At 59.5% G+C, this 22,385-nt stretch carries 20 protein-coding genes and 1 other annotated feature; of the genes, 5 read left to right on the plus strand and 15 right to left on the minus strand.

The window, feature by feature from the left end:
- Position 1: 1 nt before the first annotated feature.
- Positions 2-2,587 carry a hypothetical protein gene (locus tag CTP10_RS38230; RefSeq protein ID WP_058697641.1) on the minus strand — a complete coding sequence of 862 codons (2,586 nt, stop codon included), beginning with the start codon at positions 2,585-2,587 and terminating at the stop codon, positions 2-4.
- A gap of 248 nt (positions 2,588-2,835) precedes the next feature.
- A complete protein-coding gene (locus CTP10_RS38235) occupies positions 2,836-3,201 on the minus strand; it encodes a hypothetical protein (protein ID WP_058697640.1) in 366 nt (121 codons plus the stop codon).
- A gap of 392 nt (positions 3,202-3,593) precedes the next feature.
- Here CTP10_RS38235 and CTP10_RS38240 point away from each other — a divergent pair, with 392 nt between their 5' ends.
- Both CTP10_RS38240 and CTP10_RS38245 read left to right on the plus strand, forming a co-directional pair.
- Positions 3,594-3,743, plus strand: coding sequence for a hypothetical protein (locus CTP10_RS38240; RefSeq protein WP_158577656.1), 150 nt, complete (start codon positions 3,594-3,596; stop codon positions 3,741-3,743).
- Between the two features lie 253 nt (positions 3,744-3,996).
- A protein-coding gene (locus tag CTP10_RS38245) for an IS3 family transposase (protein WP_412459403.1) occupies positions 3,997-5,180 on the plus strand; the annotation gives its coding sequence in 2 pieces (ribosomal slippage) (positions 3,997-4,237 and positions 4,237-5,180; 1,185 coding nt in all).
- Positions 4,224-4,340, plus strand: a sequence feature (AL1L pseudoknot). It overlaps the preceding gene by 117 nt.
- A 319-nt stretch (positions 5,181-5,499) precedes the next feature.
- Here the strand turns inward: CTP10_RS38245 and CTP10_RS38250 are convergent.
- Positions 5,500-5,640, minus strand: a complete 141-nt coding sequence (locus CTP10_RS38250; protein ID WP_158577655.1) for a hypothetical protein — start codon at positions 5,638-5,640, stop codon at positions 5,500-5,502.
- Positions 5,641-5,782: 142 nt separating this feature from the next.
- On the opposite strand from CTP10_RS38250, the gene CTP10_RS38255 reads away from it, so the two are divergent.
- Together CTP10_RS38255 and CTP10_RS38260 are read left to right on the plus strand one after the other, a co-directional pair.
- On the plus strand, positions 5,783-6,934 hold the full coding sequence (locus CTP10_RS38255; protein WP_058697637.1) for a PIN domain-containing protein: 1,152 nt from the start codon (positions 5,783-5,785) through the stop codon (positions 6,932-6,934).
- A gap of 603 nt (positions 6,935-7,537) precedes the next feature.
- A complete protein-coding gene (locus CTP10_RS38260) occupies positions 7,538-7,933 on the plus strand; it encodes a hypothetical protein (protein ID WP_058697685.1) in 396 nt (131 codons plus the stop codon).
- Positions 7,934-7,937: 4 nt separating this feature from the next.
- Here CTP10_RS38260 and CTP10_RS38265 read toward each other — a convergent pair whose 3' ends face one another.
- The 9 genes from CTP10_RS38265 to CTP10_RS41500 form a co-directional block, all read right to left on the minus strand.
- A complete protein-coding gene (locus CTP10_RS38265) occupies positions 7,938-8,861 on the minus strand; it encodes a hypothetical protein (RefSeq protein ID WP_058697636.1) in 924 nt (307 codons plus the stop codon).
- Entirely contained in the window at positions 8,858-10,813 is a 1,956-nt protein-coding gene (locus CTP10_RS38270) for an ORC-CDC6 family AAA ATPase (protein ID WP_070940829.1), read from the minus strand. The genes CTP10_RS38265 and CTP10_RS38270 overlap by 4 nt, the downstream gene beginning before the upstream one ends.
- A gap of 8 nt (positions 10,814-10,821) precedes the next feature.
- Entirely contained in the window at positions 10,822-11,715 is an 894-nt protein-coding gene (locus CTP10_RS38275) for a phosphoribosyltransferase-like protein (protein ID WP_058697634.1), read from the minus strand.
- 11 nt (positions 11,716-11,726) lie between these two features.
- Positions 11,727-13,007 (minus strand): HsdM family class I SAM-dependent methyltransferase, encoded by a 1,281-nt coding sequence (locus CTP10_RS38280; protein WP_081050238.1) that lies wholly within the window; start codon positions 13,005-13,007, stop codon positions 11,727-11,729.
- 318 nt (positions 13,008-13,325) lie between these two features.
- Positions 13,326-13,523: an H-NS family nucleoid-associated regulatory protein gene (locus CTP10_RS38285; protein WP_233528051.1), complete on the minus strand. Its 198-nt coding sequence runs from the start codon at positions 13,521-13,523 to the stop codon at positions 13,326-13,328.
- A gap of 231 nt (positions 13,524-13,754) precedes the next feature.
- A complete protein-coding gene (locus tag CTP10_RS38290) occupies positions 13,755-16,229 on the minus strand; it encodes a DEAD/DEAH box helicase (protein ID WP_058697632.1) in 2,475 nt (824 codons plus the stop codon).
- A gap of 155 nt (positions 16,230-16,384) precedes the next feature.
- Positions 16,385-17,098, minus strand: a complete 714-nt coding sequence (locus CTP10_RS38295; protein ID WP_116318646.1) for an RES domain-containing protein — start codon at positions 17,096-17,098, stop codon at positions 16,385-16,387.
- Positions 17,098-17,733 carry a hypothetical protein gene (locus CTP10_RS38300; protein ID WP_233528050.1) on the minus strand — a complete coding sequence of 212 codons (636 nt, stop codon included), beginning with the start codon at positions 17,731-17,733 and terminating at the stop codon, positions 17,098-17,100. Before CTP10_RS38300 ends, CTP10_RS38295 begins: the two co-directional genes overlap by 1 nt.
- Complete coding sequence (locus tag CTP10_RS41500; protein ID WP_081050237.1) at positions 17,730-18,374, minus strand: single-stranded DNA-binding protein; 645 nt, start codon at positions 18,372-18,374, stop codon at positions 17,730-17,732. Before CTP10_RS41500 ends, CTP10_RS38300 begins: the two co-directional genes overlap by 4 nt.
- A 656-nt stretch (positions 18,375-19,030) precedes the next feature.
- On the opposite strand from CTP10_RS41500, the gene CTP10_RS38310 reads away from it, so the two are divergent.
- Positions 19,031-19,222, plus strand: coding sequence for a hypothetical protein (locus CTP10_RS38310; RefSeq protein ID WP_081050236.1), 192 nt, complete (start codon positions 19,031-19,033; stop codon positions 19,220-19,222).
- A gap of 319 nt (positions 19,223-19,541) precedes the next feature.
- Here the strand turns inward: CTP10_RS38310 and CTP10_RS38315 are convergent, their stop codons facing one another.
- From CTP10_RS38315 to CTP10_RS38325, 3 genes are all read right to left on the minus strand, one after another.
- On the minus strand, positions 19,542-20,648 hold the full coding sequence (locus tag CTP10_RS38315) for a hypothetical protein (protein WP_143010702.1): 1,107 nt from the start codon (positions 20,646-20,648) through the stop codon (positions 19,542-19,544).
- Positions 20,649-20,944: 296 nt separating this feature from the next.
- Entirely contained in the window at positions 20,945-21,199 is a 255-nt protein-coding gene (locus CTP10_RS38320; protein WP_058697629.1) for an H-NS histone family protein, read from the minus strand.
- Complete coding sequence (locus tag CTP10_RS38325; RefSeq protein ID WP_058697628.1) at positions 21,183-22,361, minus strand: DNA-binding protein; 1,179 nt, start codon at positions 22,359-22,361, stop codon at positions 21,183-21,185. The genes CTP10_RS38320 and CTP10_RS38325 overlap by 17 nt, the downstream gene beginning before the upstream one ends.
- Between the last annotated feature and the right edge of the window lie 24 nt (positions 22,362-22,385).

The following is a 22,385-nucleotide window of genomic DNA, read 5'->3' on the forward strand; positions in this document are numbered from 1 at the left end:
CTCATTTGTTGCCGAGCACCGTGTCGGCATCGCCGAATGCCACCAGGGCCAGGCCAAGCGCGATCTCGTCCGCCAGGAATTTGCGCCGCAGCGTGCCCATGATCTCCCCGACCAGAACAGGTGTCGGTGACTTCGCCGCACTGAGAAACCCAATCGCTAGATCCCGTGCCGCCCGATTGGCATGGCGACCTAGCACGTCCGTCATCGCCGCTACGACCATGCGCGCGCCATGCCTCAACAACACCGTCGGCAAGGTGCCCCCCGGCAGGTCTCCGTAGCCGGTGCTGCATCCAATGGTGATTGCCACGGGCGCCCCCATCCCGACATGCATCCGGGATATCCCCGCCAGGTTGAGGCCGACCTCTTCTTCCAAAAAGAGTTGGGTATTCTCCATGTGGACCACGAGCAGCAGCAGCGACGGGGACTGTTCGGCGACGCGGGCCTTCCAATGGGCCCAGGTTGGAAGCCTTTGAACCCCCAAGGACTTTTCGATGTCGGCGAGTCGAACCACCGCGTGTGGAGCGACGTCTTCGTCTTTGAAGTCATCGGCGCGGTCGCTTGCCGCGAAGGCGACGGTAGACAAGTCCTTGATCTCCAGTCGCGTCCGTGCTCCTGGTGCGGCCGGTCTCCACAGAGGCGCGGGAAGTCCAGGCTTCCATGTGTGTCGTTCGACGATCGCGGACACGCCGACAAAGCCCATGGGGCACAGCTGCACGGCGGCCTCCCGAATGGGACATCCCGGAATGGCATGTCCGCTCTTCAGGCATCCGTGGCGTTGTGAGCACAGTTCCGCATCGCTCGACTCCGGCACTGTGCCTTCATAAAGATACTCGATCGGGAAAAAGGCATTGCTCTGCGTCACCAGCTGGACGCGTGTCAGTTGGCCCGGCCAGGTGGGCACGAGCTCGCGGAGGCTGGACAACAGCAGGGAACCCTGATTGGCCAGGTCAAGCAGCATCGGCGCAAGCGGCGTTTCGGGGTCCACCACGGCCTGTTGAAGGATAGCCAACAGCTTTTTGCGGGCCTTCTCGGTGTCCGTATCGGTCAGCGGGGAGAAGATCGCTTCGCCCTCGGCGGTAATCAATGCGACGCTGGGCTGGTTCCCGAGGCTGTCGTTGACCAGCAGGGCCAAGTCGAAGTTCTGCTTCTTGCGATGAACGGGCGTCACGACATTCTCGATGAAGAAGTGGATCGCCTCTCCAGGGGCTGATTGAAGGCGAGCGGTCTGGAGAATGCGCGCGCCGTCGCTCACCACGAGGCGCAGATCGACGGGACCGTTCCTGATCTCGCGAGAAAACGTGACAGCCTCGGAATCCCCCGTCCTTCTCACGGTCAGCGGCCGAGTGACCGGAGCACTTCCGATCTCAAGCAGGTGGACCATCAAAACTTTACTGTCGCCGTCCCACTCGACCTGCTGTTCCGGGAAAGCCGGGCGAAGGCTGTGCAACGGCGTCCTGAGTCGGATATCGACGACGATGTCCACCACGCCATGAAGAGGCCAAGTCTCGAGCTCCCGATGGCCCTGCCGGACACGGGAATCCAGCACCCTCTCCATGGGTGGAACGTGACGCTTGGCGTCGGTGCCCGGCCGTTCGCCATCGATCGTCGGCAAAAATGGCGTGAGCTCGGGGGCATCCAGCAAGACCTCTGGCGACGGGGCTGCTCGCTGCGCATGGGTCAATCCGAGGTAATCGCCGCGCCTCTCCTTGATCAAACTCTGGCGCAGGAATCGGGCGCTACCCACGATAAACGTTTGAGTTGATGCCAAGATTCGGCCGCTGGCATTCGATTGAGCATTGGCTTCCTCAATGGCGTCTCCGAGGGGCAGTCCAAACTCACCCCATGACGTCAGCTGAAGTCGGAGCCATTCGGTGATCTGTCCGTCATCGACGTCGACATGAATCACGCACTGCGCGCTGAACCGGTCCCGCAGACTCTCGATCTGGGCCAGCAGATTTCCCCCCTGCCTGCCATACAAGATCACGACCCGAGCCGCGACCATATCGCCCAGTGCCGCCAACGATTCGGCAACGACGATGTCGGCGACCTTGGCATCAGGACGCCAGACGACGTGGCGAGGCAATACCTCGTCGCTGCGAAGGCGATCGAGCGCGAACCGAGTGCCTGCGATGACGCGCAGCGGCGATTGCTCGGTCGCAGTCAATGGGAAACGGGGTCGAGTGTTCCGTGGCCAGTCCGCGAAGACGCGCTCAGGCCCCACGACCGTCGAGAGCTCAAGGGCGACCGAATTGACGGTTTCGGCATGTCCTGGCCAACTCCATACCGACCTGACCACCTTGATGCACAGCGGCCCGCGACGATTCAGCGACGCGAACGCCCGGGCAATAGAGATGGCGACCAGCGGATCCACCCACTTGTCGGCCTCCATCACGCTCGCGTCGCCGCCCCACTTGGCGAGACCACTCTTTGGCACCGCACGTTCCAGCGCGTCACGCGCGTCGCCAGGGTCGTTCCACCAGGTCCAATCATTGCTTTCGAACAGAATACCGAGCCCCGCCCGCGCGGCGGGGCCAAGGTAGGCGTCCTCTTCGCCCAGCCATTGGATGTCCTTGTCTTTCTTGTCCATTCGGAAGTGCCAGAGATCCCTCCGCCTAAATCATGCGGGGAAGGTGAAGGCCAATTGAGCCAGAGAGCCCCGGCTGTAAGGCAGTCGACCTCGCGCCGTCTGGAAAATTTTCCAGGCCGCCATGAAGGCCATGCAACGTACGCCGTTAAGCCATAGGCTGGGCACCGCGTGAGCTTCTAGTTCGCTTGGGGCAGGACGGATGCGCCTAACGTAGCCCGTTCAAAAGCTCTTGAACGGGCTACGGGGCATCATTGCGATGCTCGCTTGTCGGCGGTGAAGTAGAGATAGAGTAGCCCAACGGGAGCTACGAAAACCGCAAAAACCCAGCAGAACGCCATAGTGATGTACTTGGCAAGGAGCATCAAGAACGCGTTCATGAAGAAGGCGTTGTTACCAAGGATATAGCTGACAACACCTTCGTAGACAAAGCGTGAGTAGGGGTAGAGAAGCGAGCTCACACTTAGGAAGAGCACCATCGCGAGTGACATCCACTCACTCTTGCTATGGCTCCAGGCAAATATGAAGATCGCTGGGAAGATGAGGCCGAACAGGAAGTGGCGAATATAGCTTTGGAGCGAAAGGCCGCCAAACGACTTAACAAGTGCGGGATGCATGTGCTTACAATGATAGTTTGCTTGTACGGCGACAATTGCGCCTAAGCATGTAGTACGGCAAATCTTGCAAGGCTTTCATACCTCTTCGGTAGGGGGTAGTGAGTTCCTGCTCAAGTAATGAGCACCTCGGCACTGCTCACACCGATATTTTGATAATTGAGCGTCGGTGGACCGTACTGCACCGGACGCTCTTTGCACTTCGGCCCGATCCTGCCGCCAGCTTATCCCCAAGCGATGCTGGAGGACATCAAGCTTTTTCGCCAATGAGCAAGCGTGCCCAGGCTTCGCCGGCTCGCGCAGCGCCTAACATCGACAGTCATCGTTTTCGCACAACCGAATTCTGTACGTTCTCGTCGCGCGCTGTCGCCAAGATCCAGGCTGGCGACTGAACGATGCGTTCGGGCAAGCTACAAAATGGCTTCAAACATCGGCCGGAAGAACAATTTCCTGCAGCGATTCTTGAAGCAACTTTGTTACCGTCATCGCTCAATCGGCGTGCCGGCGGAGCAGCAGCAGGAAAAAAATCGTGCAAACTGACATGAATCGTTGGTTTGCATAATTTTGTTCCTGGATTTTGCAGCATTTTGTTCCCGACCCCAATGGGCAGTTTGCCTGGCACGCTGGAGAACGCACGCGGGCGGTAAGCGCGGCAGGCTCCGCTAGCTCGCGCAGCGCCAGCGGTCAGCGATGGGCACCGTTTTCGCACAATGAACCGCCCCGGGTTTTGAGGAGGCTCCAACTCTTGAGAGCAAGCAGAACAAGTATTCCCCCGAAGTCCGCGAGCGAGCCGTTCGCCTGGTGCTGGCACAACGTGGAGAGCATCCGTCGCTGTGGGCGGCGGTCAACGCCATCGCCCCGAAGATTGGCTGCTCGGGCCATACCTTGCTGAAATGGGTTGAGCGTGAGGAGATTGACCGTGGGCAGCGGGATGGCGTCACGACTGTCGAGCGTGAGCGCCTCAGGGAGCTAGAGCGGGAGAACAAAGAGCTGCGCCGTGCCAATGAGATCCTGAAGCTGGCCAGCGCGTTTTTCGCCCAGGCGGAGCTCGACCGCCGGCTCAAGTCCTGAAGACCTTCGTCGATGAACATCGCGATGTCTTCGGGGTCGAGCCGATCTGCAAAGTCTTGCAGATTGCCCCGTCGTGCTACCGGCGCCATGCCGCTCGGCTTCGCGATCCGTCGCGACGCAGCGCCCGGGCGATTCGTGATGAGCGGCTGAGGCCCGAGATCAAGCGGGTCTGGGAGGACAACATGCAGGTCTATGGTGCGGACAAAGTCTGGAAACAGATGAACCGGGAAGGCATGGCAGTGGCGCGCTGCACGGTCGAACGACTGATGAAGCAGCTTGGCCTGGAGGGGGTGTGCCGGGGCAAGAAGAAGCGCACCACGGTGGCCGACGACTCGGTGCCGTGCCCGCTGGATCGCGTCAAGCGCCAGTTCCACGCCACACGGCCCAACCAACTGTGGGTGAGTGATTTCACCTATGTTTCAACCTGGCAGGGCTGGCTATACGTGGCCTTCGTGATCGACGTGTTCGCCCGGTGTATTGTTGGCTGGCGCGTCAGCACTTCGATGACCACGGACTTCGTACTGGATGCCTTGGAACAGGCACTTTACGCGCGTCAGCCCGACAATGATGGGACACTTATCCACCACTCGGACAGGGGGTCGCAATACGTCAGCATTCGCTATACCGAGCGGCTCTCGGAGGCCGGTATTGAACCATCGGTCGGCAGCCGTGGCGACTCCTACGATAATGCGCTGGCTGAAACCATCAATGGCCTGTACAAGGCCGAACTGATCCACAAGCGTGGCCCCTGGAAAACCCGTGAGGCCGTGGAGCTTGCAACCCTGGAATGGGTGGCCTGGTTCAACAACCACCGCCTGATGGAACACCTCGGCTATATCCCGCCGGCCGAAGCTGAGGCAAACTACTACCGGCAACTTAGCGACACCGCTGCCGCGCCGGCATCAACTTAAACCAAACAGCCTCCTCGATACCCGGGGCGGTTCACAATCCAATTCTGTTCGTGGTCGTCTCTCAAGCGGTGGTGGCTTTGACTTTGGTGCAATTTGCGACGGTTCCCGAACTCAATTGCGTTGCGGGTAGGGCCAGATACCATTTCACACCGTAATGAAAGGCATCAGTTGCAGCGGACTAAGCAGAATTCCGGAAGCAAAGCCAAACACAAAATTTAAGAAAAACAGCTACTCACCCTCCAGAGTCCAGTCGTAAATTGCATTGGGATGAAGACTACCCCGCCAGCAGCGTCCGGGAAGCAGTCCTGCAGCACGCCGGTCATCCCTCGACGCGGCCCGCGGTCGGGCTGTAGTTGGCGCACAGGATGTCGATGGTCAGCGCGTAGACGGCTCGCCCGAACCGGGTACAGCTACTTCCTGTCGGGGCCTCACGCTGGTGCACCCAGAAGATGCGGGCCATGTCCGAATCGCATCGCCTCGGTGGATCACAAAGGCAATAGCATGGAACCTACCCCCGACATTACTATCTAGGTGCAGTCGGGCATGAGCGCGGCGCTGCTCCTGTACCATACCAAGACTATATCACTTGAAACTCTGAGAAAGTGCATAAAGAGGAACTCAAAGACTGGCTGGCCCGCGGCCGTGTCGGGGCGATTGCCATCGACACGAACGTGTTCGATGAGGAAGGGCAAAACATCCATGATGGCAACCTCCCGTTGCTTCGGCAAGTCGAGCAGGCCGGCAAGCGGCTGTTGGTTCCGGACGTTATTGCTCGGGAAATGGAAAGTCATCTGCGGGAAAAGTTTGGCCAGGAGAAAGCCTTCGACTCGAAGGTCCTGAAGCATCTAAAGAAATTTGCCGCCGACGAGGTGGTCAGCGCTGTCGCGCGCGCCATCCACGAGCATGATCGGGATGCGAAGAAGGCGCTCGACGCCTTCTTCGCGAATGTGACGGCGACAGTGATTCAAGCTTCCGACTACACGTCGCTTGAGTCGGTGATGGATCGATACTTCGCTTCGGAGCCGCCATTTGAGCCAGGCGGAAAAAAGAAAGCTGAGTTTCCGGACGCAATCGCTCTGCTCAGCCTCGAAGGATGGGCGAATAAGAACGATACGAAAGTGCTTTGCGTTACGAAGGACGGCGACTGGGAGCGCTACAGCAATCAGTCTGATCGCCTACTCATCACACCTGAACTCGAAGATGTTCTCGCAGCTTTGGTCCTTGTACGGGGCGAAAAGTTGCCCGATCGTGTCCGCGCTGCCGCCGCCATCTGGCTTGAGTCGGAAGCCGCCAAAGAGAAAATTGAAGCCAGCATCCAGTTCCACCTTGATGACCACTCTCCCTTCGTCGATGCCGACTCATATTGCGGTTTTAACGACGAGGTCGTCGAACTCTATCCAAAGCGCGGCTCGCTTGCGATTGATGCGGCAAATGTGGCAGTGCTCTCCGCCGACCATAGCGACGCAGTCATTTCGGTATCTGTCGACTTCGTCGCAAAGGGGAGATTTTCCTTCGACTTCTTTGTTCCCGACTCAATCGACAAGGATGACGTACCGGTTGGCCACGCCTATGCGACGAGTGAAACCGAGGTGAGAGCCGATCTTTCGATCGGGCTCTATCTCGAGGATTTCGCGGCAGACGAAACCCAGGTGCTGTCGGCGGACGACGTTACGGAGATCACTGTCAAGATGTCGGGCCTTCACTTCGACGTTGGGACGATCGGTCCGGACTATTCGAACGATGCACCGGACTAGAGTGCCTTGGGTCGGACGCTCAGTAAGACGCATCCGAACCGCAGAGAACGGTCGGCCCGGGGCGCTCGCAGTTCCGCAGCTCCATCCTGCCAAGATTGGTCAGAAAGAGGTGCTCGGCGCCTTCCCCTCCGATATGTCGGTTCGCGGCAGAGGGGCGGTCATTACTGAACCAGCCCGTGGACGGCTGCATCGAGTCGCGAACCGCCACCCAAGCTCCGTAGATCGCCAGGATCGAGGCAGACAGCGGACCAATTTATGTTTTAGTATCTCTGGCGAGGTCGAGTATGAAACGAAGGCGCAAGGACGCACTCCATCGGGTACTGGCGCACGATCGCTTAAGGCTGAAAGTGGCGCGGCGCGATCGGAAAATTTGACAAGGAACAATGCGGAGATTTCCGCTATTCGCCCGCCAGCTGTCAACAGGTGAACGTGTACGACTTGGAGCAGATCCGCGGGCTGCACCCCCGCAGTGCGCAGAGACGTTGATTAGTATTCTAGAAAGGTTCTACGCCTCGATTCTGTTACCGTAGACCCTTCAGACTTTATTGGAGAATAAGATTGAGCAACCCGTCCTTTGCAAAGCGCATCGCCGAGATGAACGCGATGTACAAGCTGCCGGCGCAGCCGACGCCGGCTCTGCCGGCGGACCCAGCCGATCGGCTGCGCAAGTTCAAGACAACCCTCCTGGATGAGGTAAACGAGATCGACGAGATCATCGCGGCCTGTGAAAGTAAGGCTGAGCCCATCGATGTGCTGGTCGCGGTCGCTGACCTGCTGGGTGACGTGATTGTCTACTGCCGATCAGAAGCGCTGAAGTACGGAATCCCACTCGAGGATGTCTTGAGCGTGATCATGGATAGCAATGAGAGCAAGCTGGGGGCTGACGGCAAGCCCATCTACGACAGCAATGGGAAGTTCCTGAAGGGGCCGAACTATTGGAAGCCGGAGTCGAAAATCAAGGAACTGCTTCAAGCGGCGATTGGCAGCGCCAAGACCTGACGCGTCAACCGGCCGTAGCGGTTGGGGCCGCGTCGTCGCCGCGGTCCACCGTCACTGTGAAGCGGTGCCAGAGATCCACTCCCGTCGACCGCTTTTGCTTGCGGCGCGGATGATCGAAGAGCAAACCAACTTGCTCAGGATAGACACTCGCAAAAATCGCTGACGCAATGCCGCAGGGCTTAGGGCCGATCGGCGCGACAAACATCCGTCTGTCGGTGCCGAGAGCGTCGCGTGTTCGCTCAAGGCACTCGAACGCCGCTTCCGGGTCGTTGGCCGAGCAGTAGTCGAGTTGCAGCTTGTGCTGCTCCAACGCCGGCAGGTGCGGGATGATAGCGTCGAGCTCCCACCCGGGATGGTAGGCGGGTATACCGAAAACCAGCTTGACGTCCTTCGAGGTGATCATCTGGTACTCTTCGAGTGCTCGGTCAAGTCTTTCAGGCTCGAAGCCCAGGAAGAAGACACCAGCTTCGACTTCCTCGCTGGACAGATCGACAATCGCGTTGGGGATGGCAACATAGCCGCGCGTCGGTTCGGACAGGGCGAACTGGTCGGCGCCTTTGCTAACCCGCGTGTATTCCCCCGGTTCGACGTAGATGATATTCACTGTCGTCGCGCCACTGGCCAGCAACGCGTTGGCGGCGCAGAACAGCTCCGCGAAGCCGAGCGTAGTGGCTTCCAGAAACACTTTGCGCCAGTCGTATCCACTGAGCAACTCAACTGCCAGGTCACTCGGTTTCGTTTCGCCGCCGACTGTAAGGGACATGTCTTCGACACCAAAACTGAGCATCACGCGGGCGTCCTTCGGCGCGCACCCGCATGCCGACTCACCGCGCTCATCAAGCTCCTCGCCGTGCAACAGGACGATGTCGTCTGGAAGACTGAGGTCGGCGGCGCTGCTTCCAGAGACTGAAAAGAACCGGACCCTCATGACAACAGCAGGCCGAGCTGAAGCGCATCGGTATCCGACAGCTGGCGCGCAAGCCCGCGCGCGAGATCGCGGTACTCATTCTCGTTGCCCATGATAAGCATGTGAAACTGCTCCACTGATATTTCTAGCTTGCGCTTTCGTCTGTAGCTGATCTGAAAGTATGGCGCGTAGATTGGATTCAGCTGATAGTCCACGATATCCTGGCCAACCCCCGATTTGGATTTGGTTTCCAATTGCTCGACCAAAACCCCGTGCCGTAGCGCCTCCGCGATGAATGCTAGCTCGTCACCCTGCAAAGGACGGCCGCCAGAGTTGATTGTGAACTGATTTTGCTCAGGCTCGCTCATCGCAGGGCTGGCTTGCAGTGCTCTGAAAATGCTTCCTAACCTGAGCACAAACACTCGTAACTGCTCGCCGAAACGCCCGAAGGTACGGATTTCCTTGATCAGCTGTTCGGAGGCGTCATAGGCCGCCCGGCATTGAATATCAACTGCATAGGGTGGTTCAATCTGATCGCGCAGCTCTGCGACCTCGAGAGTTTTGTAGCAAAGGATTAGAAAATTCCGAAGGTTGTTGTTCGACATCGTGCAAAGCGTGTCGAAGCCACTGTACAGCGGACATTCGCGGGCGAATGGCCGATACAGCTCCAAAATCGCCCCGAAGAGATTGTTGTGTATCCATGTGGACTCGAAGGAGCCTTTGCGGTTCTTGGAGAATTTCTTGAGCTCCGCCAGAACATTGTCTGGAAGCAGCGTTTCCCGGTTTAACAACGCGGGGAGCGTCACCAACGCTTCCGCAGGCGCACCTTCAAACAGGAAGTCCTCAACAGCCAAATTGCTCCTGCGATCCTTGAGTGCCTTGCTTATCCGGCGATAAAGGCTTTCCTTCAGCGTCTGAACTTGAAGCGCGTTCGCTGCAATTTGCTTGTCAGTGACGTCGGGAAATCGCGTGCGCATGTCCGCGACGACCTCCCTTTGGTACTGGGGCTTCTGGCGCTCGGCTAGACGTGCATGGGAACAAACAACGTCGAGCAACTCACTATCAAATCGCCCAGCCGCAATGTCCAGGTTGCCGAGGAAAACCTCGGCAAAGAATGGCATGGCAGCTCCGCTAAGCTCCAGATAGTAGTCGAGGTCAACCAACCGGTAGTCGTGGGTGGCGTTAATCGACTCGGGGCCGGACGTATCGTTGTTGGAGGGATGTTCCTTTGACGTGAAGTTGATGATCAGCGGTCGCTGGCTGTGTTTTAGGAACGAGTTCAGGACATGCCGCTGATATGGCACGAGGTTTTCGATTTCATCTACGTAAACAAAGACAGAAAGCGTTGCCAACGAAGCTTTTGCGCGGAGGTCACCCACCAACGACAAAATGAAGTCTCGCCCGGGTGGCAGGACGGGACAGTCCATCGCTTTCACATTGGAAACCCACGTCGTGAACTTGCGTCTTATCGACTCTAGGTATTGGACCAACTGCCGAACGCCTGTTGGCGCATCGTCCAAGTAGTCGGCGGCGCTAGGAAGCGTGAGAGCCGCGAGGTCGTCCGAATTAAAATTCGGAAAAGAACTGTTGGCAATGGCTTCGACCGCACGGAGCAACTCGGTGGCGATGACGAGCCCGAAGTAGCTTTCAAAGACGACGCTCCACTCGGTGTCCTCTATGCCTCGATGCTTGAGCGAGCTGCAGAACTGGGTGTCGACACGCCAGTAGATCCCGATATGGTCGATAGCGTCTGCAGGAATGTCCTTCCTGCGTTTCGAGAACGCCGTGTGGTAATCGAAATATTTCAGCAGCATGGTCTTGCCACAACCACGCTTGCCAGTGATGTAGGCCGACTTGGTGGCCGTCGTCAGTGCCAATCGGTCGAAATAGGGTGGAATAAAGAATTCACCCCATACATCGGCGTCATGTTCCTCGGCGCGCGTGCGCGCTAGCATGGAGGCGTTAATTTGCATGGTCAAGCTCACCGTTCAACCAGCGGCTTCCAACTCGGGGAGACGTCCCAAAGTAGCTGAATCGAATCATCCGGCACTCCGTGCTCAAACGCGACCAGTGCCCCGATATTGCCATAGCCGTTGCCGCCATTTCCGTTCGCAAAAGGTTGATTGCGCTTGTGCACGTCATCATAGACTTCCAGCGGGGATTTCTCATAGCTCCATTGCCCGGTCTCAATCCACTTTTGAGACAGAGATTGAAAGCACATGTCTGCGGTCAGGAGCTCGCCATAAATTAGCGGCACGTTCGGGAACTCCTTCTTTAGATGCTCGCAAGCCGTCTTGTGAGCCATCGCAACAGCGATCGCGACGCGCCCATGAGAAAAATCGATATCCCATCCCCGCAGGAAGTTCGCAAGCTGGACGCCTGTATATGTTCCGTCGTCTACGACGATGAATCGTTCATCTGGCGGCAAGACTTTGACGTCAGAGGGATACTGCTTGTCTATACCATACCGCTGGTTAATCAACCTGGCGATCAGGTCACCGCTCTTTCCGGGCTGGGTTGGCAAGCCGAAAGTCGGAAGCGACGGCGGACCGCAGTAGAAGGTCAGACCAGCGTGGCGTTTAAGCGCATCATTCCACGCAACGTTCTCCCGCAGGCCTAGCTGATCGACAAAGTGGATGGTCGCCTGTTTCAGGGCCTGCCGCATGGAAGACTGCAACTGCTCGTTAGTACGAAAAATCAGGTTTCGTAGGATCAGCCAGGCTAGTGTCTTTTCTTCCGGCGCTTGAAATTGTTTGACCCACTGCTTGATGCGCTCAACGCTAAGGGGGGACCGCACGCCTGTGCGACTAAGCCAGTGAACCGCCCGCTCGACGGAAAGCTGGTCGAAGCTACCGATTTGAGGAATCTGCGACATCGTGAGTCAGGTTAGAACTGAATCTCGAACAAGTTGGTCTTCGACATAAACCTTGCAGCCACACCATGCGCGGAAGAAGCCAGGGCATGCCTACCCAGATCGCTGTCGAAGAACCGATACAGGCGCTCGCGATGTTCATCCATCGCACGCAACGCAAAGATGCAATCGCTAATAACGCATGGTCCGTGAACTACCAAGGCTAGTCGGTCTTCAAGGGATCGGCCCACGCGAGCAAGCAAAATGTCGCCCGGCAGCGCCAGCCGGGCCTCTTCCAACATTTGCTGAGCTTTGCGTTCGCTAAGCGCAAAGCGCTTAGGCACGACCCTCACGGCGTGCTCGCCTAGCGGTTCTGAAAAGTCGCCGAGGTGGAACACCGGAGCCGGGAACGCTGAAATTGACGATGAACAGACTGTCCCTCGCACGACGTCCGTCAATGCTTGGCGTACGGACATCCGCATCGGCCCTTCGCCACTTCGCTGAGGTGACACGACTCGCGCATGAAAGGTGAAATCGAGCCGTTTGACAGCCGCTTCCTGCAGGATCTCGATCGGCACGCTGAGTTGCCCGTCGGAATCCATCTGCCTAAGCGTCACTTGATTCGTCTCGCCGGCGCTCTTAGACAGCACGGCGAGGTAGGTTTGAGCCTCAGTGCCCTTGAACACTCCACGCGGTAGCTGAACCACCTGCTCAATCAAATGTTGTCGAAGCAGGGTCTTTCGCACTCCGGAGAATCGTTCGGCGGTGATAAGGCCGTCAGGAAGGATCAGCCCAAGCTTTCCGTTTTTGCGCAATAGGCGCAAGTTCTGAGCAAGGAAGAGAAGGTCTGCGCCGGCGTCGTGCAGCGAGGCAAGCGTGCCTGACAATCCGGCATCCTCTAGAATTTTGCCAAAATCAGATCGCCACTTGGGCCGAATGTACGGCGGGTTGCAGACTGCCACGTCCACCGTGCCGGGAGCCAAGCCAATCTTGTCGGATAGCGCAGCGTCGAGCACGTCGTGGACATAATGACTGTGTCGGCGGCCGGTCCCGACCATGTCGGCATCCAGGGCCTTCGGAGCGCGGCTGTCGACGTCGACTGTCACCAACTGGGCTTTGTGCCAGCGAGTCGCGGCAGCGGTGCACAAGGAGCCAGAGCCAGAGCCCAACTCAAGAACTAGCTTCGGCTTGGCTACCTCGATCCTATCAACCAATGATTGGCTGACAATGGGCGTGGTGTAGTACCGCCCCCAAGGGTCGGATGTATGACCTGCTCGAGCCAGAACTTGACCCATACCACTTGTTGACGTAGCCATCTCCCTCGTCTGTCACAGCACTGTTATTCTGTGGAGTCGCTACAATTCCAGTGCGGCATGTCCGTAGCAAGACGTGCTAGTGTATCCTAGTTAATGCTCACGATCGGCGACCTCGCGCGCGTTGAACGTTGGAACTGCATTCACGCGTCCAGATTGTGACAACTTCTGCAGAACATTAATCGTGCATTGAAGCGAGCTTCGCTAAACCGCCCGGGCCATGGCACCCCATTGAGGGGCGCCCGGGATTCGAAAGGAGTCCGCCAATCCTCGGCAACCTGAAATCTTCAGCACCCCGGTACCCCGCTCTGTGCGAACGCCTTATCCGACCCGGAAAAACTCCACGCTCTGCCCCGCATTGACCGCCCGCTTGAGCCACGACGGCATCTCGCCCTGCCCGTCCCAGGGCAGCCCTTCCGCGTTGCGATAGCAGACCACCGGCGGTGAGGGTGGCAGCGGGGGCGGATCAAAGCACCCCGCCGCCTCCAGTTCCTCCAGTGTCAACCCATAGTCGGCCATCTGCGCCTGGATTCAGCGGATCGAGTCCGCCCGCTCAGCTTTTGCTGCCATCGTTGCCGTCATCCGAGTGGCCGGGCAGCGTCCCTGCGAAGGTATCGAATCGACATCGGCCGCGCGCCAGCGTCAGGTGATGTCCGCCGACGGAATTCCCTGCGGCCAGGCGCGCAGGGCTGATGCCCGTGTAATCAGCTCCAGGGCGCCGGGCGGGGAGGCCGAAGTCACCGCCATGAACTACGGCTTCATCGCTGGCAGACTTCCGACAATCTGGGCACCAGCAACGCCGCACTCATTCAACCGCCGGCCAACCGTTGCTGGATCGGTGAAGAGCGGCCCATCGAAGGTAAGGCTTAGCACAACCTGCCGCAGACGATCGATGATGCTCATCAGCACCGCTTCGCTCAGCAGGCGAGGACCGAAGCCAATGTCCTCTGCCCGGTCGGCTGCCGTGACATTGGTCGCAAACACCGGTACTGGCTTGGGTGTACCTGGGGCCAGCGAATCATCACACCACTGCATGCTGAGGACGAGTTGCGCTGCCTCTGTCTTGAAGATGGGCGCAGTCTTCTCGCTTTTCGCTTCAATGCAGAGCCCGCAGTCATCGAACAGCCAGAGAACATCCGGTCCCCGACCGGTCTCCTTCTCCGGGCGATTGGAGGTCGCGCCGAGCAGTTCGCCTAGTTCATGCAGACCACGCTCGACGACCTCTGCCGAATTGCCGTACGAAAGCTTCGCACGGACCTCGTCCAATCGCGCCACAGCTGCATTGGCAGAGGCAAAGCTGCTGAACGCCTGGCACACGGCAATTGCCTGATTGGTCAGCCGCGCGAACTTGCGATCTGCGACCTGCTCCGGTCGCGGAAACTTGGTGTTCGCTGCGAAGACGGCCTTGTACGTCTCCGCCGCTTGGGCGGGACTGAACTGATTGAGATACGTCGCAACCCAATAGAGGATCTCGGCCTTCTGGATAGGATGCAATTGGGACGCGTTCGCCGCCTCCCGCAAGCGGGTGACCGCCCCCTGGAAGTTCTTGGCTTTGGCCAGCATCCACGCTTCCCGCATCGCCACCGCAGCCGCTTCGAATGGAGTCAGTGCAGCTGGTCTGGGCTGCCTTGCCTGAACTTTGACGCGCACACGGTGCGCTTCCTTCCAGCCCTCATTGCGGCCCAGCAGGGCCTGCCCCATCTCCGCGATCACGGCGGAAATAGGCCTGCCCTTTCCCGCGTTCTGTGCAAGTTCTCGACCGAGATCCAGTTGCAGACGCGTCCGCGCTTCAAGAAGCGCGACGACGTTCTTGCGGCCGATGAATGCCGCGATGTCGGGGCCAACCAACAGGACCGCCGCATAGTCCGCGCTCGACCGGACTGCGCGCCCCAGTGCCTGCTCGAACTTGTTGACAGTTCTGACTTCGTACTCGGGACTGTCCTTCTGACGGAAAGCATCGGCTTGGTCGGTGATGCGCTCACCGCTCGGGATACCGTCGATCACCAGAATGCGGCAAGCGTCGTCGGGCAAGTCGACGCCATCAAAGCGCTGCGCAAAAACGACATAGTTGCCGATCGTGGTGCGAAGCCGCTCCAGTGCGCCGGCGAACTCGGTGTCCTGAGACAACGTGGCACCAGCATCGGTCCAGGTCTTCGCTTGTGCCGCCGAGGTTGTCAGCACGACGACGTTGGTCTGCTTGGAAAGTTGGGCGCAGACGGCGGCGATCTCCTCCTTCTTGCATTCTGCACTGATGAGGGATGTCGGCAGGATCATGCGCTCACCGGCCCCCTCATCTTCAGCCGGCTCGACAATGCGCCCGTACGCCGCTGGGTCGCAACCCAGCACGGCAATCAGCCCCGAGATATCCTTGATACTGGCCGACATGAACAGCCGGTGCTTGGCTCCGGCATAGGCGGACACCTCCTCAACCGGCGGGACCTGCAGCACAATTTCGGCGGACACGCCCGAAATGCAGCAGCGCGCCAGTTCGAGATAGCGCGCGATGTTTGGCCAGGTGAACCGCAGCGACTTTTCCGTCTTGTGAGGATCCAGTATCTGTGCCACCTGACCGCACACCTGTGCCCAGATCCAGTACGGCACTTCATACAGGGAAGCGACATCATTCTTCATGATGCCGGCCCACGTCGCAGCATCGGTTGGTTCGCACAAGGGCCTAAGCAAAGTCCGGAGCTGATCGAGACACTCTGCCGGCACTTGGACGGTATAGTACTTTCGCACACGTTCGGTGCCAGCATGCACGTCATCGAGCACGATGGCCGAGGGCCGGATCGCCTGGCTCTCGAAGACTGAGCCGCTTGTGAACAGCTTGTCGTACGTGCAAGCAAGAATGGCATCACCGCTCATGGCCGCGTAGGGAAGGCCGGTGCCAAAGGTGGAGACACTCACGCCAATTGCCTGCCCAGTGGCGACAACTTGTTCGACAAGCTGCCTTGTCGGGCACAGATAGACGACGGGCTCCCCCTTGTACTTGCGGCGCATCATCTCCGCATAGATCAGGCCGAGGATGGTCTTACCCGAGCCCGTGCTGAGCTTCATGATCACGTCGCGCTGTACGAGCTGCAGATCCAACGCAGCGAGCGCTGCAAGCTGCGCCGGGCGCAAGCCCGTATGGGTAGCCCTTCTATCCAGTTGCTTGAACAATTCGGCAAGCGTCGCCGGCACTTCAGCCGCCGTCGTCTTCGCCAACGATCCGAAATCAAACATCCACTGACTCCTTTATCCGATTCCTATTCCAGCCAAGCCGCCATTCGTGTGGGCCGTTCTGCATAGCATGAGCCGAGCAATGGACCCGTCCCGGCATCACCATAGCTGTCGTAGCCATGCCGCACCCCGCAACCGCTGCACATGGGAGAGCCGACTCATCGGTCCACCGTAAATCCCCCCTCGAAGGGCTCCGCGTAGCTGCTGTCCCTCCGGAGCGCGTTGAACTCGGGCATTTCAGAGAAGCGCACGACCTGCACATCGACCTGGCGGCGCCATTGCCCCAGTGAGCCGGATTGCACAGCCAGCGCAAGATGGCCCTTATGCTTACGCGACGGATAGCGAAAACCGATCGGTGCGCCGCCGTCGGCAAAGCTCGCCAGGACGTCGAACATCCGCAGGCCGAACCACTGACACCAGTCGTATTCGCCCTCGTGGATGCGATCATAAATGCCCAGCTTGCTGAGAACGGTGCCGTCAAGATCGAGGATGGGGATATCCGCTTGCACGGTGAAGGTCGCGATCAGGCCCGTCTCCGCAATGGCTCGGGGGATATAGAACGTGCCCGGCTGCGTGATGTCGTTCGTGCAGAAGCCGGATTCCCACAGTGCAGTCGTGAGATCCTGGGCGGCATACATCCAGTAGATCGGGTAACGCCCTCCCTCACCGGCCAATGCGGCGGGCGGTCCGAATCGGTAGGTGCGCTCCACGTGTGGCGGGATGACCGCGGCCGGATGCCGGACGGCGCGGACAATCCGGGTGCCGGCCGGCACGAAGACCACCGCGCCGTCCAGCGCCCGACGCAAATGGTCAAGGGTAGGAAGAGTAGCGGCAATCGAAGCCGGTACGACAAATTCTCTTGGTATCAACATCAACTGATCAGATCCGAACTGCGCGAGGACAGCGCGGCCAGCTGCGTGATCACCCTGCCCTGCCGCTCGCTTGCGGCTTGAGCAAGGTGGCCACGCTGCGCAGCAGTTAGCGCCGCTCGCGATTCGAACGCCCTGCCCGCCAGCAACTCGGCCGGCGTCAGGTCGTCGAAGGCGTCAACCGGCGTCACCCAGAACGCATGGATTTCGCTGCTCGGCAGGTTTTTCATCTGGCGCAGGACCGGAGTCAGCAACTCGGGCACCGGCGGCGCGAATTGCCAGGCCGGGAATGCGCGGCCAATCGCCTTGCCGCGGGGGGTGACACAATAAAAGCGTGCATCCTCCACCGCGCGATACAGCGTCGCCTGCGACATGGCCACCAGACCTTGCGCAATGACCTCCGAGGGCTTCAGATATGACACGGCGAGGCGGTCTTCGACTGCCGCCGCCGAGGCGGGGCTGGAGAGCGTTGCCGTCAGGCACTGGCGCACAATGGCCATTACGCGGGCACGCTCGCCAGCGTCGATGGTCTGCTCCAGTTGCTCGTCAATGTCGTGGACCAATTTCTCGACCAGTTGGGGGCCGGGTGCGACGGCAGCCGGCGCGTGAAAACGCGGTGTCATATCAAACTCCTTCAAATGACCGCAACCGGCGGGGCAAAGGCCGGGTGAATCGTCGCCTCCCGGTCGGCGTGGTGGCACGACACTACATGACCAGCGAGGAAGGACCGGACCTGAGCGGCCAAAGCAGAAAGGCGGTGCGTCCGCCGGGATTCCGCAATCGAGGCGCGAAGAGCGCTGCGCACAAGACGGCGAACGACTGCCGTCAATCTGGCCGGAACGTGTCCTCCCAGCAGGTCTAGATACAGGAGTGCGCGCGTCTCCCTGGTGTCATACCCGAATTCGACGACATCCCTCAGAAGTCGCCAGTAACGGTGGGCCACTGCGAGGCGGATGTTCGCGACCGGCGCGTCGGACGGCAGGCACCGTACTTCGGGACCCTCGCCCAGCTGGCCCACCAGGATGACGCGATTGACCTTAGGCTTCGCCGGCGTCTCCAGACCCGGATCCGCTTCCCCGCGCACCTCGGCGGCGATCTCGATCGTCCGCGGGCCGAGCAGCTTCCGATAAAGCGCACTGAGCGCGGCGACATCGGCCTCGTAGACGGGCTCGCGGTCGTCTGCTTTGTTCACCCCCGCTTCCCGAAGCCTCTCGAGAAGCGTGTCCGGCTCGATACGCATGCGGGCGGCCAGATCGGCCACACTAGAATAGGAACTCATGTCAGAGGCAGACGAACTGTGGATGATTCCCAGAGGCTACTCAATTTTCTCAACATTCGCAAGATTCTCACTGAGAAAATTTAGCAAACGTCATTTAGCGAAAGAGCTGCGCCGAACAATGAGTTCTATCATTCACAATCCGTCGCCGGCTCAAGGTTGACGCCGCTGACCATGGCCCGCAGCCGACTTTCCAGCATCAAGCGCAGACACGTTCGTGCCCCCTTGTCTTCCTCGACGCCCATCTCGAGCAACGTTCCCGCTCTGCGGCTAAGCAGTGGAGGTCGGGCCCGGCAAGTTCTACCCCGCGGGGTCTCCTGCGCCGTTGATCGAGGGGGCGATCCAAGGCGATGAGTTGCCGACCTATGGCAGAACCTGGCGCACCCGGCTACATGCCATGAGGTTTCCGGAATACAAGGGCGGCCTGAATTCACTACCGCCGAATCGGTGGCCAAGCCCACCCGAGAGTCGCCCCCGCCCTTATGCGCTGAAGAGCATAAGGGCGCATCTTGGCCGCAGGCCTTGAACGTTCGGCGTACCCTACCGGCAGGTTCCTCGCACCGATGCATTCACTGCCGTTCTCATCGTCCTCCGTGGCACTCGATCCACGGACCAGCGGTCGGAGTTTCCGTCTTCCGACGCCGACAAAGGAGGCCGACGTGCTGAGTCCGCACGAAATCGCCGCGCTACTGCTGATTGGCGATGCGCAGGGGATTGATGACCTCGAGCCAGATCAATTAGATGGCCAAAAACTGGTCACGATCGAGCGCGGACATGCCCGCGGCCATGCTTACCCTCGTCTGACGCGTCAAGGACAGTCCATGCTCGAGGCCGTGCGAAGCAGTCGGTAAGACTATCCCTGGGCCGAGGGCGGCGCAATTTCGTCGCGCCTTGCCCGGCTGGTTCCGGACTGCGGGCAACCGGTTCGGCACAACAACCGCTAGCCACCTTGGCATGGTCAGCGGACGATATCGTGCCTTATCTCTGTGCCCGGGCAACGCCAGCCTCACGTTCTTCCTGGCCCAGCACTGCAACTAACCGTCGCCAACCAGGAATGGCTGAAGCGGCAACGGCTGTAGCCGGTTCCGGTCGCTCGAGCAGCGACCCGGTCGGGCATCCGAAGGTCCGCTCGCTCAGTTGCGGAGCGTTCCGACCATCATTTTGGTGTCCTTAGTATTCGGACAGATAACCGGTACCGTACTTTCGCTCAAACTCGCTCATGTATTTTTTCCATAGACCAAGACGCTTCATTTCTTGGATACACTCCTCTCGATTTGACATCGTCGCTCGATAGCGGTCCGTTAGGGCGAAATTCAATACTGCCTCAGGAGTTTTGTAAGCATCAGATCGCACGATAGTCTCACTGAACATTGTGTGATGTGCTACCGACCGCAGGAACCCATCAAACCCAAGCGTACCTAGAAGTTTTTTGTTTGCATCCAGCGCGATCTTTCGAAGCAAATGAGAGCAGAGAATCGCTTGGGTAGGTTCGATAAAAACATCCTCGTTGATCACGTACTTTCGAAGACCGTTGGATGCCTTGTCCAAGAGGTTACTCACCAGCTTATGTACGTCTGCATCAGAAGAATGTTTGACAAGTGCGCGCGACGCACGCCCGTTTCGATGAGCGATGCAGTTTCGACAAAGTCGAAAGTACCTTACCACCTTTAAGATCGGATCGATCGACCTTCCGTCCCATCCGTTTTTGGCATAGAAAGCGCGCAGTCGTTCTTCCGAGTCGTCATCATCATCATTTTCTTCGCCGTCGTTAATATTTGTTTCCTCTATAATTGTCGGTGTCGCTTTATTCATTCCGATATGCCTGGATGACTCTGTGGCCGAATAAAATCGATGCAACTCCGCTTTCGTCCCGATGAGGAAGTCATCAAATGCTGAGAAGACAGAGATTAGGGCAAAGGCTGAGATGGAAGCGTGAGTTCTTCGCTGAATGTCTATTGACATATCTCTGACAGGCGGGGTATTCCAAGACGGATGCGCAAGCTTTATAAGATCGTGCAACTTGTCTGAATCCTGCGGCTCAGCCGAATGACGAACTAACAACAATGCGGAGGAGAGGGCTACCTTCAGGTAAATATTCAGATCTTCATGAAAATAATGGAAACCGCGATATGGGTCGAGTTGAGCATTCGATATATCAATCATTAGAGTTTTTCTGGTTGTTCGGCCGCCTGCAATATAGCCCTTGGCGGTGGCCCGATGGTAGGGGTCATCGTACTTTCCGTGCATTTCCTGACGACGACCTGCAGAAAGTGTCAATCTATCAATGACTTACAAATGCCACGTGGTGATCCAAGGCGCAGAGAGACCGTGCAAGAGGTGGCTCAGCGGTCCGCTACCGCCATTTTTTACAAAAAGTACGATGACCCAGCTAACGCGCTTTTGGACATCATCAGTGCGATTCGCTCCACGCGCGGCCCAGGACATCGCCGCTTGGTCTGCTGGCCCTCCTCAAGGTCTTCCAGAGGGACACCCGGGATTCCCAAATCCGCCATATCCTCTGTAAACCTATGATTGGAAAGGAAAATATATCCCTCGCAGCAGCCGAGCTTCGTTTATCCGGCCCGAAAAAACTCCACGCTCTGCCCTGCATTGACCGCGCGCTTCAGCCAGGACGGCATCTCGCCCTGCCCATCCCAGGTCAGTCCCTCGGCATTGCGGTAGCAGACCACGGGCGGCGGAGGCGGTGGGGGCGGGGGCGGCGGATCGAAGCACCCCGCCGCTTTTAGCTCTTCCATCGTCAGCCCATAGTCGGCCATCTGATCCTGGATCCAGCGGATCGCCGCCGCCCGCTCAGTCTTTGCTGTCATCGCTGCTGTCGCTTCTGTGACTGCTCTCGCTGCCATCTTCCGGGGTGAGGGAGGCCGTCGGCGCCCCCTGATTTTCGTCCAGTTGTTCGCCCGGCTTTTCGTTTAGCCGGCTCCCGGCCTTGCGCCGCCGCGCACCACCGTCTCGCTCAGGCGGCGCCAGCCGCAACTCTGCCAGCAGCTGCCGCACCAGCGCCGCTTCGGCCTCGGCGCGCTCGGCCCGGCGCTGCGCCGCCGCGAGCTCCGCCTGCACGGTGTCCAGGTCGCTGACGGATTTGCGCTGCGCCTGCTCGGCCACCGCGAGCCGATCGGCTAGCGCCGCGGCCTGCGCTTCCAGCTTAGCCCGGCCCTCCGCCTGCGCCACGGCCGCATCACGCGCCTCGCCGCGTGCCGCCGCCAGTTCACCGCGCAACGCTTCGGCCGTGCGTTCGCTCTGCTGGCGCGCCGTGCGCTCGGCGTCGAGTTCGCGCAAGCTGCGCCGCTCGCTGGCTTCGGCGCGTTCCTGCGCGAGCGTTACCGCCTCGCGCGCCCGCTCCAGCTCGGTCGAGAATTGGGTGCGCAGCGCGTCCAGCTGGCGCCGGCCCGCCTCCAGTTCCGTCCGCCCCGCCTCGAGCCGGGCCTGCGTGGCGGCGTGGGCCTGTCGCTCGGCGGCCAGCTCCGCCTGCACGGTGTCGTGCGCCTGCCGGGCTTCGGCCAGCTGGGCCGCGATCGCCGCAGCATCCTCGCGTGCGGCCGCCGTCTCCGCGCGCGCCGCATCCCGCTCGGCTTCCGCTTCGCTCGCGGCGTGACGCGCCTCCGCGCGCAGCGTCGCCAGCTCGGCGGACGCGGCCTCGTTGGCCGCCTGCCAGATCGTCTGCACCGCATTGGCGGCGATCGACTTGAGCGCCTCCGGCAGGTCCGGATGGTCGATGGTGACGCGCGTGCGCCCGCGCAACTCCTGCCAGAACGCCTGCAGCACCTCCGCCGGCGTGCCCATGCTGCCCTTGCGCACCAGGCTGTAGAGCTTGTTGGCGGTGGGCGTGACGCCGTAGCGGAAGAACAGCAGGCCGCAGACCTCGCGGTACAACGCGCGGGTCTCGGGGAAGCGACTGCGTAGCTCGGCAATGTCGTTGGCCATGGCGGTCTGCAGCGCGGCGTCGGTCAGATCCAGGTCGGCAGCGGGCATAGGGAGAAAAAAACAGAAATGTTG

Origin of the sequence: Cupriavidus sp. P-10 (assembly GCF_003402535.2) — a bacterium.
In the GTDB taxonomy this organism is placed as follows: domain Bacteria; phylum Pseudomonadota; class Gammaproteobacteria; order Burkholderiales; family Burkholderiaceae; genus Cupriavidus.